12 protein-coding genes are annotated in these 17,876 nt (G+C 69.7%); 9 read left to right on the forward strand and 3 right to left on the reverse strand.

Annotated elements, in window-relative coordinates:
• The first annotated feature begins 390 nt into the window (after positions 1–390).
• The 9 genes from cas6 (at position 391) to cmr1 (ending at position 10,558) form a co-directional block, all read left to right on the forward strand.
• Positions 391–1,197 (forward strand): CRISPR system precrRNA processing endoribonuclease RAMP protein Cas6, encoded by an 807-nt coding sequence (cas6, locus tag ACSIH6_RS23360; protein WP_435110443.1) that lies wholly within the window; start codon positions 391–393, stop codon positions 1,195–1,197.
• On the forward strand, positions 1,194–2,930 hold the full coding sequence (cas10, locus tag ACSIH6_RS23365; RefSeq protein ID WP_435110444.1) for a type III-B CRISPR-associated protein Cas10/Cmr2: 1,737 nt from the start codon (positions 1,194–1,196) through the stop codon (positions 2,928–2,930). The genes cas6 and cas10 overlap by 4 nt, the downstream gene beginning before the upstream one ends.
• A complete protein-coding gene (locus tag ACSIH6_RS23370) occupies positions 2,924–4,105 on the forward strand; it encodes a type III-B CRISPR module-associated Cmr3 family protein (RefSeq protein WP_435110445.1) in 1,182 nt (393 codons plus the stop codon). Before cas10 ends, ACSIH6_RS23370 begins: the two co-directional genes overlap by 7 nt.
• A complete protein-coding gene (gene cmr4 / locus ACSIH6_RS23375) occupies positions 4,096–5,019 on the forward strand; it encodes a type III-B CRISPR module RAMP protein Cmr4 (RefSeq protein ID WP_435110446.1) in 924 nt (307 codons plus the stop codon). Before ACSIH6_RS23370 ends, cmr4 begins: the two co-directional genes overlap by 10 nt.
• A complete protein-coding gene (locus ACSIH6_RS23380; protein WP_435110447.1) occupies positions 5,019–5,468 on the forward strand; it encodes a type III-B CRISPR module-associated protein Cmr5 in 450 nt (149 codons plus the stop codon). The genes cmr4 and ACSIH6_RS23380 overlap by 1 nt, the downstream gene beginning before the upstream one ends.
• A gap of 233 nt (positions 5,469–5,701) precedes the next feature.
• Positions 5,702–6,664, forward strand: coding sequence for a type III-B CRISPR module RAMP protein Cmr6 (gene cmr6, locus ACSIH6_RS23385; RefSeq protein WP_435110448.1), 963 nt, complete (start codon positions 5,702–5,704; stop codon positions 6,662–6,664).
• Positions 6,661–7,626: a hypothetical protein gene (locus ACSIH6_RS23390; protein ID WP_435110449.1), complete on the forward strand. Its 966-nt coding sequence runs from the start codon at positions 6,661–6,663 to the stop codon at positions 7,624–7,626. The genes cmr6 and ACSIH6_RS23390 overlap by 4 nt, the downstream gene beginning before the upstream one ends.
• Positions 7,627–7,630: 4 nt before the next feature.
• A complete protein-coding gene (locus ACSIH6_RS23395; RefSeq protein WP_435110450.1) occupies positions 7,631–9,283 on the forward strand; it encodes a hypothetical protein in 1,653 nt (550 codons plus the stop codon).
• A 6-nt stretch (positions 9,284–9,289) separates the two neighbouring features.
• Positions 9,290–10,558 (forward strand): type III-B CRISPR module RAMP protein Cmr1, encoded by a 1,269-nt coding sequence (gene cmr1 / locus ACSIH6_RS23400; RefSeq protein WP_435110451.1) that lies wholly within the window; start codon positions 9,290–9,292, stop codon positions 10,556–10,558.
• 473 nt (positions 10,559–11,031) lie between these two features.
• Here the strand turns inward: cmr1 and ACSIH6_RS23405 are convergent, their stop codons facing one another.
• From ACSIH6_RS23405 to ACSIH6_RS23415, 3 genes are all read right to left on the reverse strand, one after another.
• Positions 11,032–14,697 (reverse strand): AAA family ATPase, encoded by a 3,666-nt coding sequence (locus tag ACSIH6_RS23405; protein ID WP_435110452.1) that lies wholly within the window; start codon positions 14,695–14,697, stop codon positions 11,032–11,034.
• A complete protein-coding gene (locus ACSIH6_RS23410) occupies positions 14,694–15,938 on the reverse strand; it encodes a metallophosphoesterase family protein (protein WP_435110453.1) in 1,245 nt (414 codons plus the stop codon). Before ACSIH6_RS23410 ends, ACSIH6_RS23405 begins: the two co-directional genes overlap by 4 nt.
• 457 nt (positions 15,939–16,395) lie before the next feature.
• Positions 16,396–17,528, reverse strand: a protein-coding gene (locus tag ACSIH6_RS23415; protein WP_435110454.1) for an IS3 family transposase whose coding sequence is annotated in 2 segments (ribosomal slippage) — positions 16,396–17,318 and positions 17,318–17,528 — 1,134 coding nt in all. Because the reading frame shifts where the segments join, the coding sequence is not laid out codon by codon here.
• Positions 17,529–17,876: the final 348 nt, after the last annotated feature.

Genomic DNA, 17,876 nt, shown 5'->3' on the forward strand with positions numbered 1-17,876 from the left:
TGGAACCCTTCCCGATTTTCATGGCCCCTGAACTGCGGCGATATACCCCCTCTGCGCGCGACTGCCCTCCAAAGCAACGCAACCCACGTGGCCCAGGCAACAAAGCGCGCTCCCGAGCTCATGAACAGCGCAAACCCGCTGCGCGCAACCCGGGGTTTTCGCACCAGAACCGGATTCGGTGTACACGCGTCCCCCACCGGGCCCGGTGAGCGATCACACCAGCCCCATCCTTACCCTCCCCCGGCCCCGTCCGCCACCCCTATGCCGCAAGCGGCCACAGATCCCCGTTTTCCCTGACACGCCACCACCGGCGTTGCTACCGTGACCGCAATATCCACGCGACGGCCCCCGCAACCGGCGCCCCACCCCCCTGCCTCTTCGGGAGACCGTGTGCCCACCCAGTGGACACTCACCCCCACATCCCCCCTGCCTTCCGGCACCGATCCCGCCCACCTGCACGCTCTGGCCTGCCGTCTGCTGGAGACCCCCGGCAGTGAGCACACCGCCCAGACCAAGCCCTTCACCGCCGCTCTCGACGAGGGACGGCTCCTGCTGAGCTGGCTGGACGAGCCCACCGAGCCCGACCTGGCCGCCTACCTGGCCGCTCCGGTGCGCCTGGGAGAGCACACACTCCGCCTTGCCCTCACCGAACGCCGGGCCCAGCCCTACACCCGCATGGCCGCCACTCCGCCTACACCGCGGGCCAGGGTCGAGTTCACCAGTCCCGCCTACGTCAACCGCGCCGGACGCCAGATCCCCCTTCCGGACCCCGAACTCCTCCTCGCCGGGCTCGCCCGACGCTGGGCCGCTTTCAGTCCCCAACCGCTCCCACCCGACGCGGTCACCGAGGTCCTGGAGTCGGTCCACCTGGCTCGCCACGACATTCGCACCCAACCGGTCGGTACCGGCCGACACCAGCGCACCGGGTTCGTCGGCCACGCCGTGTTCGGCCTGCCCGCCCGCGCCTCACGCGCCGCCCAACGCGCCTTCGCCGCCCTGTGGTCCTTCGCGGCCTTCGCCGGGGTGGGCGCGCAGACCACCCACGGCCTCGGGCACGTCCGCGCGCACCTGCACGAGCAGCCCGCTCGACCGAGGCCAGAGCGTAGCCAGGGCGCTGTCCGAGAGAAGCCCACGAGCCCCACCAGCACCACGCCCACCGAACAGGTCCGCCACCTCTCACAGAACGAAGCCGTATGAGCGAACCCGAACCGCGCGACCTGGTCGTCATCGCCCTCTCCGGCGTCCAGCGCTTCATCACCGAGTCCCGCACCACCGCTGACGCGGCCAACGCCAGCGACATCATGGCCTGGCTGGCCACCGAAGCCGCCGTCCAACTGGCCAGGGACGGCGCCGAACTCGTCATTCCCGCCAAACCCGACCCGTCAGCAGCACCGAACCGGATCGTGGCGCTGACCGCCACTGGGGAAGGAACCGACCTGGCCCGAGCCGCGGCCGACCGGGTGCGCTCCGAGTGGCGGACCTGGACCTCCCGGTTGTTCGGTGAACCTCGAGACGTCCCCGGCTTCCCTGAGGTCATGTGGAGTGTGGCCCCCGCCGCGGTAGGCGATTACGCCGAGCAGTGGAAGACCGCGCAGACCGCTCTGGCCGCGCGCAAGCGGTTGCGCGCCTTCGACTACCCCGAGCGCACCGGAACCCGGCCGTGCGCGGTCTCACCGCGCTGGCCCTCGGAGAAGTCCCCGCCCTCGGGCGTGCCCCGGCACGAACGCGGCAGTGAGCTGTCCGCCGCGGTGTGGCTCAAGCGCCGCTGGCACGCCACGCCCGCGCTCCGCTCCACCCACAGCAGGGGTTTCCCCTCCACCGCCTCGATCGCCTCCACCCCCTTCCGCGAACGCGTACTGGACGCGTGGACCGCTCCCGGAGTGCGCGACCTGGTCGCCGAGCTGAGCACCGCCGCCCGGGAGGTGATGGGCGAGGACCGGTTCCAGGTCCTGGAGGGCGCCGTTCCGTGCCTGGACCGCGCGGGCCGGAACGAACTCCAGCAGTGGTTCGTGCGCGGCGCTGGGTGGTGGGTCACCCCCGAGACCTGGAACGCCGACACCCTCACCCACGAGTACGGAACACCCGGCAGCCCCGTCGACGCTGCCGCGGTACGGCGAGGTCGGCACGCCGCCGAGAAGCTGGCCGAGGTGATCGGCGCCGACGCCAACCCCTACTACGCGGTACTCGCCGCCGACCTCGACGGTCTGGGGACACACCTGTCCACCGCTCCCATCACGCACCAGGGCCACCGGCGCGTATCCCAGCGTCTGGGAAAGCTCTCCCAGACCCACCGCAGCCAGGTCCAGGAGGACCACTCCGGGGTGACGGTGTACTCGGGCGGGGACGACCTGATGGCCTTCCTGCCCGCCGTGACCGCCCTGGAGGCGGCTCAGGCCTGCCGGGCGGAGGTGGACGGGAACCCGACCACGCTCAGCTGCGCGGTGGTCTTCGCCCACCAGGGCTCCCCGCTGCACACCGCCATTGCCCGGTCCCGGGAGCTGCTGGTCGCAGCCAAGGAGGTCCCCAACAAGAACGCCGTCGCCGTCGGCTACATCACCGGCTCGGGGTCCCGTTCCCACACGGTGCGTCCCTGGACCTCGGACTGGGTGGAGGACGCCCTGGGCACGCTGCGCGCGTTCAAGCCGCACACGAGGGGGACGGCCCCGGCCACCGAGGACAGCGGGCTCTCACCTCGGCTGGTCAACGACCTGTACGCCGAGCGCGCGGCCCTCGCCGACCTGGCCGCGAGTCCCCACAGGAAGACCTACGAGGCGGAGGTGACCCGGTTGGTCCTACGGCACGGCGGCACCGCACAGCAGGCGCGGAACCTGGTGAACCTGGGCAGGTCCGAGCACGGCGAGGCCTCCCACGCCCCGGTGCCGCTGGCGGCGGCGCGGGTCGCGGTCTTCCTCAGGAGGCAGGCATGGTGACACCTGGGCCGACCGGGGCACGGGAAGAGGGCACCGACGACAGCGCGCCGACGCCGGTGTGGATGGCACTGCGCCCGCGCGACGCGATCCAGGTCCGGGACGGGCGTACCTTCGCCGCCGGGGCCGGAGGAGCGGCACACACCCAGCGCCCCTGGCCCAGCACCGTCGCCGGTGCCCTGGGCGCGGCCTTCAAAGCCGCAGCGGGACCGGACACGGACCCGGCCCCGGAGCCGCGTACGGTGCGGGGTCCCCTCCTCGGCCGGTGGGACACCGGAGCGGAGCGTTGGCACCTGGCCTTTCCCGTCCCCGCCGACGTGGTGCCCTCCGACACCTCTGACCGCGTCTGGCGGCGTCTGCGACCTCAGGACACACCCGCTCTGACCGACCTGGACCGGGACGGGCTGCGGTGGCTGCACGCCCCCGACGCCGGAACCCGGGACGAGGACCTGTGGTGGAGCGCTTCCGCGATGCGCGGCTACCTGCACGGAGAGGGGATCGACTCCGAACTCCTGTCGCGCCTGAGCCCTCCCCTGGATGTCGAGCACCGCACCGGCATCGCTAGGCAGGGCCGGGCCGCCCGCCACGCCCACCTGTACGCGTCGGACTACCTGCGGCTGCGCGAGAACGCCGACGAGGAGTGGGCGTTCCTGGCACTGTGCGAACTTGACCCCGCCCTGCCCCCGCCGCCTCCGGGGCCCGTCCGCCTGGGTGGTGAAGGACGCCTGGCCGACGTCCGCGTGTGCGAGCGGCAGAACCGCCTCGCCCTCCCCGAGCACCCCGAGCACTTCCCCGACGGGAGGGTTCTGGTGTATCTGGCCACCCCCGCGATCTGGCGGCGCCGTTCCCCCGACGGAACCTGGCGCAACACCTGGCTGCCTCCTCTGCCCGAGGGCGCGCACCTCGTCTCCGCCGCGGTCAACGGCCCCGAACACGTGGCCAGCGCGCGCCCCGACCGGAACGGCGGGGTCGAGTACGCCTGGCTGCGGTGGGCGGTGCCCGCTGGGTCGGTCTACCTGCTGCGCTTCACCGGCCCGGACCCCGAGCGCGCCGCGAGGGACTGGGCGGCCCGAGCGCACGGGCGCGCCTGGGGCGAGGGCGGCGACAACCCTGACCACACCGGCCGACGGCTGGCCACAGCCGGGTTCGGACTGATCCTGACGGGAACGTGGACGTGAAAGACCTGCTGGCGTTCTTCTACGCCGAATCCCCCCTGCACGCCGGTGCCTCCGACAGCGAGGGGATCATCGACCTGCCCATCCAGCGCGAGGCGCACACCCGCTACCCGACCGTGTACGGGCAGAGCCTCAAGGGTGCTCTGCGACAGGCGGCGGAAGAGCACCCCGAGTGGTCCGACCGGGACGTGACCGAGGTGTTCGGCTCGCCTGTTGGCCAGGGCGGTCCCACCACTCCCGGGCTGTTGTCGGTGGGCGACGCCCAGCTGGTGGCGCTGCCGGTTCCGACCCTGCGCCGGACCTTCGCATGGGTGACCTCCGTGATGGCGCTGGGACGGCTGGCACGCAAATACCGGGCCTCGGACGCCCCGTCCGGGCCCGCGCTGCCCGAGGAACCGGGGGAGGCCCTCTCCACCGGCCACGGCTGGACGGGGGAGCAGGCCTTCGGCCCCCTGGTCCTGGCGGTCGACGGCACCGGGGCCAACGAGCAGAACCAACTGCTCGGGGCGTGGGCCGAGAGGATCCGCTCCGACGCCTTCGCCAACGAGGACGCGTTCGCGCCTTTCTCGAACAAGTTCGCCAAGGACCTGGTGCTCGTGACCAGTGACGCGATGGCGGCTCTGGTGGAGGAGGGCACCGAGGTCAGCGTCCGCGTCCAGCTCGGCGCGGACAAGACCGTGGAGAACGGACCCTTCCACAGCGAGTACCTGCCCGCGGAGACCGTCCTGGCCTCCACCCTGACCCTGCGTGGCCCACGGGGAGCGACCGACCCCTCCCCGGAGCACGTGCGGCTGGTGACCCTGCTGCTGCACGGGACGGGCACGGCCCTGCACCGGATCGGCGGGGACGAGACCCTCGGCAAGGGGCTGGTGTGGACACGCCTGGCAGGCCAGGGCGCTGGTACGGAGGAGGCCTGATGCATCGGATCGACCAGGGCATGGCGCGCACCGCCGCCGGTCTCCTGCCCGAGGCGACGGGGGACAACGCCAGGGAACTGCGCTCCCGGTTCCGGCACCTGCCCATCCAACTGCACGGCAGCGGCCTGGCGGCCACCTACGCCTTCCTCGCCGCCCGATCGAACTCGGCGTCCTCGGAGCGGCTGACCCAGGCCTACCGCGCCGTCGCCCAGCAGATCCGCACCCACCTGGCCGACAAGGGCCTGGTTCCCGCTGCCCTCGCCACCGAGGCGGAGCCCGGAGTCCACCGGGCGGTGCTCTCGGCCCTGGGTGACATGGACTGGGCCACCTACGCACGGGCCAGCCGCGAGGTGGGTGTCCTGTTCTCCTGGCTGCGCAGACTGGCCGACGCCGTCTACCCCAACACGAAGGCCGAAGCGGCCCCGCCGGGAGGAGGAGAGAGCCGGTGAGCGAGGAGAACACCCAGTCCCCGCGCGAACCGGGCCGCCCCGGGTTCTCACCCGCCAACATGCCGAAGGCACGCGGCCCCCAGGGGCCCAGGCCGGGACCGCCGCCCGGGCGGGCAGCCGTTCCCCGTACGGCTCCGGGCCAGATGCCCGGCGCCCGGACACGGGCCGACGGAGACCCTCCGCGGAGGGCGGAGCGGGACCGGCCCGTTCCCGGGGCCGCTCCGCGCGTGAGCATGCCCGTACCCAGTGCCGGACCGCTCGGAGGCCTCCTCCAGGCCGAGTGGGGGACCGACGCACATCCGCACCCCGCTCTGGTCGGTTCGGGCGCCAGAGGGAGCACCAACGCGCTGATCGTCCTGCGCCGGACCGCGTTCGTCCCCGAAGGGTCCGGCGGGGTGGAGCTGTCCCGGCAGGCGGGCCAGTCGCTGGTGCGGTGGGCCCAGGACCACGACCTCGGCCAGGTGCGCGAGGACGTGCTCAACGCCGCACGGCGACGTGAGCGCGCACTCGACCAGCTCCGATCCCAGGGCAAGCACGTGGTCCGCGTCCTCCTCACTCCCGAGTGGCGGCTCGCCGTCGGACTCGGGGAGAAGGGCAACGCCCACGAGCTCGGACTCACCCTCCACGGCACGTACGGATGGCCGATCATCCCCGGATCCGGTCTCAAGGGTGTGACGGCGGCCCACGTGTGGGACAAGGCCGGAAAGACGACCAGAGGCAGAGAGATCTTCCGCACCGTCTTCGGCGCCCCCTTTCCCCCCTCCCGCCAGGACCCCGACCGGGAACGCGGCGAGGGCGACACCGGCACGGAGAGCCGCGCAGAGCCGAAGGACCGAGGAGAGGACCGTGACAGAGCGGCACGGGGCGCGGTGCGCTTCCTGGACGCCTTCGCGGTCGACGGCCCGGTGACGGTGTCGGCCGACGTCCTCACCCCGCACGTGAAGCCCTACTACGACACCACCCGGGCACGGAGGCAGGGGGAGGACCCCGAGCCCCCGGCGGAGCACCACCAGCCCGTGCCCGTGCACTTCCTCACCATCACGGGCGGCATCTTCGCCGCCGACCTCGTCGGGGACACCGAGCAGATCACCGAGTTCGCCGCGAACCGCCTCCAGGAAGCGGTCGAGGACCTGGGAGTGGGAGCCAAGACCGCGGCGGGCTACGGATACATGGACGCGAACAGGGGTGAGGTATGACGGTCCACATCGTCTCGGTCGGGATCAGCCTCAGGGAATTCTTCGAGAGAGGCCACCTGGAACGGGTAGGCCGGACCGTGCCCGGGGGCGAGGAAGCCCGTGAGTACTGGAAGCAGGACAAGCTGGGACTCGCCGAGGGGGTGTATGACGCCACCGCCCGTCTCAAGGACGCCTTCGGCCCGAAGTCCGGCGTTGACGTCCCCTCACGCAACGCACTCGCCGTCTTCAAGGAGCTGGCCCAGGACGTGCAGGCCAGGAAGTGGACATCCGTGCCGGGGCTGTCCGCGGAACTGGACACCGTACGCACCTACAACCCGGCGATGGTCGCGGACGAGGACCTGACTGTCCTGCTCTCCAGTGACACCGAGGACGGACGCGCCTGCGCGGTCTGGACGGCCATCGCCCTGGCCAAGGGGGACGTAGAGCGGATCCTGTACCTGGACGGAGTCGGCCCGGACACCCGGCTCGTCCGCCCCGAACGCGGACAGATCCTCGTGCTCTGCGTCAAGGGGCTGGACGCCCAGCGGGACACGGAGTTCGCCCAGGCGATGGAGGGTCTCGGCTACCTGGCCCGACTGCTCGTCGGCAACCGAACGCATGGCATCGACCCGCTCCTCGACCAGGAAGAGCGAGTCCTCTTCCATCTGTCCGGCGGTTACCGGGCCACCGTGCCCTACCTGATCGCGACAGCCGAATGGTTGCGCAGCCTGGACCGCGACGCGCAGGCCCACGTCCTGCCCGAGAAGGCCGAGCGCACCGTGCCCATCCCGCTGCGCCGCATGCCCCCGCGACTGGTCGGCCTGGAACTGGCGGGCTTCGGTGCGCACACCGCGCCCAGGGTCCCCGAGGGCGCGCTGCTGGAGGGCTACGCCTACGAAGAGCAGGGCCAGGGCGCCAGACTCACGGCGTTCGGCCGGGGCATGCGGATCCTGTTCGAGGAACACCTGGAACACGGGCGGTGACCCGGTGACCGCCTCAACCGCGCCCGGCGACTCCGAAGCCGTCGGTTTCGCCATCGCGCCCCGCCTGCGCTATCGGGTTCGCGCGGGGGTGGGCGTCGCGCTCAACCGGCACCGGCCGGGAAACAGCGAGGCGACCGACATCGCCGCGCTGTCCGCCCCCGCTGTACTTCGGGCGTACGCACTCATCCCGAAGGTGCTGAGCCCCCCGGTGGGCATCGTGGTCACCCCGCACGACGTCGACCAGGCTATCGACGCGATCACACGCGCACTGTGCGAGTACACGCCGAGACTCCTGGCCGCTCTGTACCGACCCCTGGCCATCATCCCTGCCCTGGCGAAGGAGGAGGCACAGGAGGCGGAGCTGAGCCTCAACCACCAGTGGTTCGCCTGGTGCTGGACCAGCGAGGCGGCCTGGCGGGCACTGCACTCCCGGTCCGGGGAGAATCCCCTTCCGCTGATGGACACCGAGGCCGAGGTGCTCGTGCCTGTGGCGGCCCGACACCGCTTCCTCGCCCTGTCCGAGCCCTACCGGGGCGCGCGGGGAGAGACCGGTTTCGTTCCCTCCGACGCTGCACACGCCCTCTTCGGCGGGCAGGGCGACCACCTGATCCTCGCCCACAGCCGCCACGCACGGTGGGAGTGGTCGGAGCTGCTCGGCCGCCACGAGTCCCTGCCCGCGCTGGACGGGGCTGAACCCGGTGAGATCGAGGCCGAGACCGACCTCCTGCTGTTCGAGTACCCGGGAGACCGGAACACCGGTTCCGGATACCGGGCGACCTTTGCCCGGCTGGGGCCGCCTCTGGCGGTCAACCACCAACGCCTGGCTGGTTTGAAACACGGTCCCCGGTACACCACCGAGGACGTCGGCTTTGCCTCCGGGATCGTCGAACGGCACCTGCTCCCGCGCTACCGCGTCCTCACAACCGCGCACGCCGCCCTGGCCCTGGCCGAATATCCCCGCCTGGGGAGGATCACAGCGGCGGCGACGCTGTTCCTGGGCGTTCTCGCCCTGGCCGGAGCCCTGTCCTCGCCCTGGTTGAGGTCCGTCCCCATCACCGGCTGGTCCCCCCTGAGCTTCGCCGCGGTCCTGGCTGGGTTTGCCTACGCCACCGGGCTCGTCGGGCTCATCGTGCACGGACGTGCGTGGGCGCTGCCCTGGCTCCTGCGCGTCCCGGCGGCTGCCGCGATCGGCCTGTTCGTCGTGACCACCATGCACCCGTCCTGGTGGGGAGCAGCCTTCGAGCCCACCGCCATGGAGATCCCCGGCAGGGAACCGGGCGCCGAACCGCCGTTGGGCCCTGTCTGGGTCGCCCTCCTCCTGTCCGCCGCGGCGTTCGCCTACCTGCTCGCCAACGCACGCAACACCGGTGTCGGCATCGGAGCGGCCCTCCTGCGGGCGTTCCTGGTGTGGTGCGCCGCCTCCGCGCACGCCCTCCTGATCGCGCTACTCGGCCTCGCCTGGGTCGTGCCCGTCTTCAGCGAGAACGGCCACATCTTCCGGGGAGCCTGGAACCTCTACCCCGACGCCGCTCTGGCCGCCCTGCTCCAGGCCGGAGCCTGGTGCCTCGTCGCCGGTGTCTTCTCCCAGATCCTGTGGGACGACCGGCCCCTGACCGCTCCCCTCACACACGCGCACTGGCGCACGGAACAGAGGTGACTTCCCATGTGGACCACACTCACGATCCAGGTGGCCACCCCGGTCTTCAACTCGGCCGCGACCCCCGCGGACGCGCACCTGGACGCGCCCCCCGAGGTCCGCGTCCCCTCCCTACGGGGCGGGATGCGGTTCTGGCTGCGGGCCATGGCGGCTCGATACGTCGGTGACAATCTGTACCGGCTCCGGGAGGTCGAGGACCGGGTCCTGGGCTCCACCGCCAGCTCCTCACCCGTCAAACTGCGCATCCCGCGCCAGCCCACGCCCTCCACGGTAGAGCTCCAGACTCTTCTCGACGACTGGGAGCAGGGCAAGTGGATCGCCTACCTCCTCGGCCCGGGGCTGACCACCAAGGGAAGGCCGCTGACGAGGAACTTCATCCCCCCACAGGAGTTCCAGCTCAAGGTCCGCCTGGAAGGACGGGACCGCGACGCCCACCAGTGCGCCCTGGCCGCGCTCTGGCTCAACTGTGCCTATGGCGGCGTCGGGTCGCGCATCCGCCGCGGATTCGGAAACCTGCGCATCGTGGGAGCACAGCAGGGGCTTCCCTTCGAGTCGGGGTCCTCGCTGATGCACACCCCAGGACTTTCGCACTACGCCAAGGCTCAGCACCTGCTGTTCACCGGTCCCGCGGCAGAGGCCCGCGAGGCGCTGAGCAGGGTGTGCGCTGCGACCGGGGACGGCAAGGCCGCCGCGGAAGCGGAGGAGTTCGACTGGGGTGAGGAGCCGATCGCCTCGTTCCCGGCGCTGGGCGAGGAACACACCACAGCGGGGATCGCAGGCGGCCGGAGCCAGGCGTCCTGGCAGGCGGTCCTGGCCAGGACGGGCAGGGAGTTGCGCTACTTTCGCGCCGAACTCGACTCGGACAAGGCAGAGGACTACAGCCCGGCGATCAAGACGAAGGGGTGGGTCGACGTCATCCACGATAAGGCGAGGCGGGAGAAGCGGATGCCCATGGCCGCTATGGGCCTGCCCCTGGTGTACAAGGGCGACTACGATGTAAGGGCCACCAGGACCAAGGCGGACGGCGGTGTGGAACAGCTGCGCCGGGCCTCGCCGCTGTGGCTTCGTGCGGTGGGAGACAAGAACGAGTGGAGACTGTTCTCCTTCGCCTTCTGGAACCGTTTTCTGCCCGAGGGCGACGCCGTCAGCGTGGACCTGTGGAAGCGGGGCAGCCATGTCCGGGAGCTGGAGGCCAGCACGGACAACGCCCACGGTCTCGTGGAGAACTGGATCGATGAGATTGGGCAGGGAAGGAGCTTCGTCCGCAGGGCGTGAGCCCAGGAAACCTCCAAGCGGTAGGGGAAGGGCGCGTACGGTAGTCGGCGCCCACAACTCAGGAAGCCGGTTCGTTTGCAGAGGCGGTATGGCACCGCAGGTCAGGGGCCATGAAAACGGGGGAGGGTTCCTAAGGACGTCAAAGCCCGAAGGGCATGGAAACAAGGTTGAAGTAAACGACGTAGGCCATGCAAGCCTGCAGTTCCGAAGGACGTCAAAGCCCGAAGGGCATGGAAAATCGTAGCGACCACCAGAGCACACGCTACCGACTTCAGGTCCCGAAGGACGTCAAAGCTTGAAGGGCATGGAAACTTGACGATCAGGCTGTCCTTGACCGGCTGCTTGTCGCCGGTCTCGCGGGACGTCAAAGCCCGAAGGGCATGAAGAAGGGAGAGCTTGTCAGCTCTCCCTTGCGCGCTTGCCTTATCTAGCAGATTGGTTCTTCGCCTGCACCGGAAATGACTTCCGGGCTCTCAGCCTCGGCATTGTGGGCACAGAACAGGTGGTCGACCGCGCTTGGTGTGGATGAACGTATTCCCGCAGTCGCGGCAGGTGCGCTCTCCGGGGGATGCGGCAGGGGCCACCCCGCTTCGGGACGCCTTTCCTGTAGTTGCCTCTGCTGTTCCGTCTCCTGGGGCGATGATGTTGTGCTGCGGAGGGTTGAAGCGGGGGAGTGGATGCAGGTGCGCTCGCCCGTCGGGAAGCACCCACTCCGCCAGACGCGCGAGGTGGTCGTGGTGGGTGAACACCACCACCTGGAACCGGTCGGCCATCCCGTCCAACACCTTCAGCGCGGCCTCACTGCGCTCGTCGTCGAAGGTCATGAACACGTCGTCCACCACGAACGGCATGGTCTGCCCCGCCTCCGCGTACCGCTCCAGTGAGGCCAGCCGCAACGCCAGGTACAGCTGGTCGGCGGTGCCCTCGCTCAGCGCGGAGACCTTCTCCTCACGCCCGTTGCGGCGCACGACCCACAGGACGTTGTTGCCCTTGTCGTCCAGGTCCGGGCGCAACCCGGTGAAACGACCCAGGGTGAGGAACGCGAACAGCTCCTCGGCCCGGCGCAGGATCGGGTCCTGGTTCTGCTGCCGGTAGGCCTCCACCCGCGACAGCAGGATCTGCTCGGCGAGCGTCAGGCGTACGTACTCCTCCGTCTGCTCGGCGGCCCGCGCCACCAGCTCAGCGCGCTCCTCGGCCAACCGGGCGGCTCTGGCCGTTCCGTCGACGCGGGCGAACGCGCTGTTCGCATCGGCCAGGGCGGTGTTGGCCGCGTCGCGCTGGCCGCTCACCTCGTCCCGGTGGCGGCCCGCCTGTTCCAGGCGTTCTCGCACCTCGGCGTCTCCGAGGCCCTCAGCCTGCTGCTCCAGGGCGGTGAGGTCGCCCAGCCGGGCGAGGTGCTCCTCGGCCTCAACGATCCGCTTCCGCTGCTCGGCTACCTTGGTCGCGCGGTCGACCGCGGCCCGCAGCCCGGCGCTGTCGGTGACCCCGTACTCCTTCCACAGTGCGGCCAGGTCCTCCGCGACCTTGCGTTCGGCGGCCTGCGCGGTACCGAGCGCGGACCCGGCCGAGGCGATGCTCTCGCGCAGCTTCTCCGCCCTCTCGTGGTCGCGGGCGTTCGCCGTCACACGCTGGTCGAGCTCCTCCAGCGCCCGGGCGCGCTCACCCGGACTGTCGGGCAGCTCCTGTGCGCACAGTGCGAAGGCCGCTGCCAGGCGTTCGTCGAACTCGTCCACTTCCCGGTGCGCCTGCTCGGCGTCCCGTTCGGCCTCCTCGGCGCGGCGCAGCAGATCGTTGGCCTCGCGCAGCAGATCCAGTTCTGCCTGGACCTCCTCCGGGGCTGTGCCGGGGGCGAACCCGGCGGGCACGACGGCTTCTTCCCACCGCTGGGTCCAGTCAGCGAGTGCCGTCTCAGCGGTCGCCGCCGCCAGAGAGGCCTGTTCCAGGTCCGCGTCGGCGGCCCTGGCCCTCAGCTGGGCTTCGGAGCGCTGTTCGGCGGCCTGGGCCCGCCGCTGGAGTTCGGTGTCGGCCAGGTCGAGCAGTGCGGGCACGAGCAGGGTGATCTGCCCGCTGTCCACAGCCTGCGACGCCAGGGCCTCCACGGGGGCGCCCGCTTCGGTCAGCATGCCAAGGAGTGAGTCGATGAGGGCTCGGGCGGTCTGCTCCCACTGCTCCAGGTCCTGTTGTTGCTCATCTTGTTGCCGGTACAGGCGGCGCAGTGCGTCGACCCGCTCCAGCACGCTCTCCGCCGCGTCCAACGGCGGAGCGGGGACCGCCTCCCCAGGCCACAGGGACTCCCACTCCCGGTCCAGCTCGGAGCGCTCCCGGTCGAGCTCCTCCACCGCCTGGGCGCGGTGCTGCACGTCCTGCTCCAGCCCTCGTACCTGCTTTTCGAGGGTGAGGCGCTGGGCGATGGCGTCGGAGTGGTCCCTGAGACGGTCGGCGAGGCGGTCCGTGGCATCCAGCGCCGACTCGAACTCCCCGAACAGGTCCTCGGCAGACTCCTCCCGCCGGATCCGTGTCCACAGCGCGTCACGCCGCTCCCGTGCGTCGTGCAGGTCCTCGACGCTGGGCGGGTCCATCAGCGAGCGCAACGCCGCCAGCTCCTCCCGGGCCTTGGCGAGGCCGGTGCGGGTCTTGGCGTGTTCGGCGCGCTGGCTCTTGGTCTCGGCGGCGTGGGCGGTGACGCGGGTCCGGTACGCGCTGACCTCGGACCGGGTGGGAACGGCGGCGTCCAGGACGGCTGCGTGGTTCTCGGTGTCCCAACCGGCCTCGGAGGCCAGGCTGGCCAGTTCCGCCGTGGTGGCGGCCAGATTCTGCCGGGCCCGGGTGAACTCCTCCACCAGGCGCGGGGGCGCGTTCTTGACGACGGTGGCCAGTACGTCGTGGCCGTCGGCCTCGGGTAGTCCGTCGAGAAGGGCGCGGGTTCGGTCCGCCTCAGCGGTCTTGGTTTCGAGCTGGGCCCGGGTGTGGTCCACCCCGGTGACGAGGGCGGGGTGCTCCTTGGCCAGCGAGGTGATCCGCGTTTCCAGCGCGACGGGCACATGGAGGGCATCAGCCGCGTCGACCGCCGCTTCGGGACGGGCCCGGCGCAGCCGCTCCGCGGCGTCCGCGCGCAACCCCTGCGCGTCGCGTTCGAACCCCTGCAGGGAACGGGCGGTCTGGGCGTTCGCTTCCGCCGAACGTGTCAGCGCCGCCACCGCGTCACGGGCTGCCGTCAGACGTGCGTCGACGCTGAGCTGGCCCAGCTCCTCCCGGTGACTATCCAGGAGACGTTCGGCCTCCTCGCGTTGGAAACGACTGGAGGCGGCCTCCTCCTGCAGGGAGAGCATGCGCTCCTCTGCCTCCGGACTGGCCAGCGGCCCCTCCGCCTCCAGGGCTGCTTTCTCCCGCAGCGCCTGCTTCCTGGTGTGCAGGGGAGCAAGGGCCGAGCGCACGTCCTTCCACTGTTCGTGCTGCGAACGCGCCTTGCCCAACAGCGCGTCCAGCCTCGCGAACTCCTTCCCGGCGTCTTCGACCTGCTGGCGCAGGCGGACGAACCCGTCGGCCGCCGTCGCCTCCTGCTCGATTCTCTCGGTGAGCTCGTTGTACTGCGAGGAGGCCAGGTTCAGGGGGCGCTTTTGGCCCTTGGGCAGGTACAGCTCCTCCCTCCTGGCCCTCAGCTCCTCCAGGACCACGGCCAGGTCCAGGCTGGATTGCGCCGAGTACAGGGCCTGGCCGATGTCACCCTCACCCCGGACCAGGCTCTGCCCGCCGCTCTTCAACTCGGCGAGGGTGAGCGCGAAGGTCGTGGTGAAGACGTGCTCGGAGACCCCGTTGAGGAACCCGAGCAGGTGGCCCTCAGGAACCGGCTCGCCCGCCGGGGTGGTCAGCGTGTTCTCACGCCGCTTGTGCCGTACCACGTCGAGGGTGTCGTCGCCGTCGCTCAGCACCGCGCCCAGCCGCAGCTCCCGCTTGGCGTGCACGAAGTCGAAGGGGGTTTGCACCGGGATGCCGTACAGCAGAGCGCGCAATGCCGCCAGAGCTGAGCTCTTGCCCGCCTCGTTGGGGCCGTGGATCACGTGCACCCCGGGCCTGCTCAGGTCCAGGCTCTCTTCGCTGAAAGGGCCGAAAGCGGCCAGGTCCAGGCGTTCGATCCTCATCGCTTCTCCTCCAGCAGCGCCGTCAGCAGCTCCACGGCCTCCCCGGACATCCGCCCGGTCCATCCGTCCTCGGTGAACAGGCCCCGAAGGTCGGCGTGCAGCTTGGTCCGGATCCGCGTGGCGTCAACGATGCCGCGCACCTGCTCGGGGTCGGCGAGCAGACGGTCTCCCTCCTGGCGCACCCCTGCCACGATGTCCGCCACCTGCTCGGGGTCGACCCACTCCCGGAGATGGGTCGTTTCGACGCGGACTTTCTCGATCCACACCGACGGGTGCTCCTGGCCGATCCGGCGCACTGCGTTGGTGAACTCCTCCCGGCCTCGGACCAGAGGGGTGTGGGCCTCGCTGGGGCCGAAGGCGACCACGCGCACGGCGTTGGCCCGCCCTGGCTGGGCCCGGTCCACGACCTGGGAGGTCAACTGCTCCTCGACCCGCACGCAGGCGTCCGCCAGGTCCTCGGCGTCGGCCATGTCCACCCGGACCTCGTGCCAGCGGGCGGAACTGTCCAGGTCGTGGTGCTCGGGTGAGCCGACCACCTGGAGATCCTCGACGGTGACCAGCGTGCAACCCTTGGGACCGGTCTCCCCGGCGTCGCGCCCCTGGGTGTTGCCGGGAAAGACCACATACGGGCCGTCGCTGTGCTCGACGGCCCGGTGGTGAACGTGGCCCAGAGCCCAGTACTGGTAGCCGTGGTTGGCGAGCTGTTCCACGCTGCAGGGCGCGTAGCGGTCGTGGCCGGGGCGGCCGTTGAGCGAGGTGTGCAGCAGCCCGACGTTGAACAGGCCGGACCGCGCCGCTGGGTATCCCTCCGCGAGGTTGTGAGGAACCGCGCCCCGGGCGAAGCTCTGTCCGTGCACGGCCAAGCCCAGGCCCTCCCGGACCTCGGTGCCGGGGGAGCCGCTGTCGAAGCGGTGCACGTTCCCGGGCAGGGGGAGTTCCATCGTCATCTTGTTCTCGGCGTCGTGGTTGCCCGAGATCATGAAGACAGGGATGTCCGCCTCCTGGAGGCGGGCCATCTGACCGGTGAAGAACAGTCCCGTGTTGACGTCCCGCCAGGTGCCGTCGTAGACGTCCCCGGCCAGAAGAACTGCTGTGACCTGCTCTTTGAGCGCGAGATCCACGAGGTTCTCCACGGCCGCGCGGGTGGCTCCGCGCATCTGTTCGACGGGGGCGCGCTCGTATCTGACCAGGCCGCGCATGGGGCTGTCGATGTGCAGGTCCGCTGCATGGAGGAGTTTCACGGGGGACACCGTTCTCTGGGGAAGCAAAGCCTTCCAGGATGCCACGGGAGAGCCGGTTTCGCTCTGGTTTTCCGCCAGAAACTTCGCTCGCCTTGGTGAGCCCGTCTCCCAGCGGTCACACCCCTGCGGCTGGTCGCGGGACGGGGTGGCGGCCGTAGGTGGCGGTGAGGGAGGATGGGGTGGCTCAGGTCCTCACGGAGGTTGCGTGTACACCGAATCTGGCTCGGGTGTAAAAAGACCGGTTTGCGTGCACGGCGTTTTTGCTGATCAAAGACTTGGGAACGCCGTTTGTGGCTTGGGCCACTCGCGCTTGGGAGTGTTCGGGGGTGGTTGCGTGCAGAGGGGGTGTATCACTGCAGACTGGAGGCCATGAAAATCGGGAAGGGTTCCGAAGGACGCCAAAGCCCGAAGGGCTGAGGGGCCCTGCTGTTTCCGGACAGGGTTTGAACTGCCTGTCTCATGCGGCCAGTCGCATCTCCTGATGCGCCGCGTATATCTCCGCGGGCGTGTTGTATCCCAGCGCGGAGTGAAGACGCCTGTAATTATACCAGTGTTCGATGTAGCGGGTGATATCGCGGCGAGCACGCTCCCGAGTGGGGTATACCACTCGGCTCACCCGTTCATTCTTCAGTGCCCCGAAGAAAGACTCGGCCATGGCGTTATCGTAACAGATGCCGGTACGTCCGACTGATCGTTGAAACCCTTGTTCTTCCAGGAAGTCACCGAAGTCCCGCGAGGTGTAGTTGCTTCCCCGGTCGGAGTGGAAGATCGCACCCTTGGATACCTTCCCGTTCCGCTGGGCGTTCTTCAGCGCCTGGATGATAAGCGGAGTTCGGTAGTGGTCGTCCATTGCGTATCCGATGACTTCTTTGGTGCAACAGTCGATCACAGTCGCCAGATACAGCCACCCTTCCCATGTGGGAATGTAGGTGATATCGCCGACGAGTTTGACCCCGGGGTGTGGAGCGGTGAAGTCGCGCATAACCAGGTCGGGGATCTCGGCGGCTTCGTCTCGGTCGGTCAGGCACACCCGCGTCGGTCGCGGTTGGCAGGCTTCCAGGCCCATCTGGCGCATGAGCAGCCGCACCAGCTCCGGGCCGGCCTGGACGTCCCAGCGTTGGAGTTGGGCGTGGATGCGCCGGTACCCGTAGGTTTCATCGGAGTCGTCGAACGCTTTTTGGATGAGGAGCTTGAGGTGATCTCGGCGTTCGGCGGTCGCCGAGGTCGGTCGTGATCTCCATTCGTAGTATCCGGATCGGGAGACCTGGAGGCGGGGGCACATGAAATCGACGGTGAAGGCGTACTTCGCGGTGTCATCGAATCGCATGGTTTCGATGAACTCGTACTTGTCGCTTACGGGCGATCCTTCGCGAAGTACGCTGCACATTTTTTTAGGAACTCGATTTCCATGTCCTTCTCGCGGTTGAGGCGTTCGAGTTCCCGCAGGCGCGCACGCTCGCTCAGGTCGAGGGCGGGCTCGTTCGTGGCGTTTTGTTCTTTGTGGCGTTTGACCCAGGAGCGCAGGGTCTCGGAGTTCACGCCGATCTCTGCGGCGATATGGGTGATCGGGCGTTGTGTCTCGATCACCATCTGGACCGCTTCCTCGCGGAACTCCGGCGTGTACTTACTTGCCCTGCCCAATTCTTCCCCTCGTTTCCTTGCGGGACCAGCTTATTGGATCCCTGTCCGGAAACCTCGGGGCACCCCAGGGCATGGAAACCGTGGACGCGACGTCGGCAGACCCTTGCGGTGTTCCGAAGGACGCCAAAGCCCGAAGGGCATGGAAACCACCGGGGTCGTTGGTGGGATCGTAGTCGTCATCGTTCCGAAGGACGTCAAAGCCCGAAGGGCATGGAAACTCGCAATCCTCGACGTCGTGCGCGCCGCAGTGCTCACGTTCCGAAGGACCTCAAAGCCTGAAAGGCATGGCCATCTCGG

It is taken from the genome of Nocardiopsis synnemataformans (genome assembly GCF_965343085.1).
Lineage (GTDB): Bacteria > Actinomycetota > Actinomycetes > Streptosporangiales > Streptosporangiaceae > Nocardiopsis > Nocardiopsis alborubida.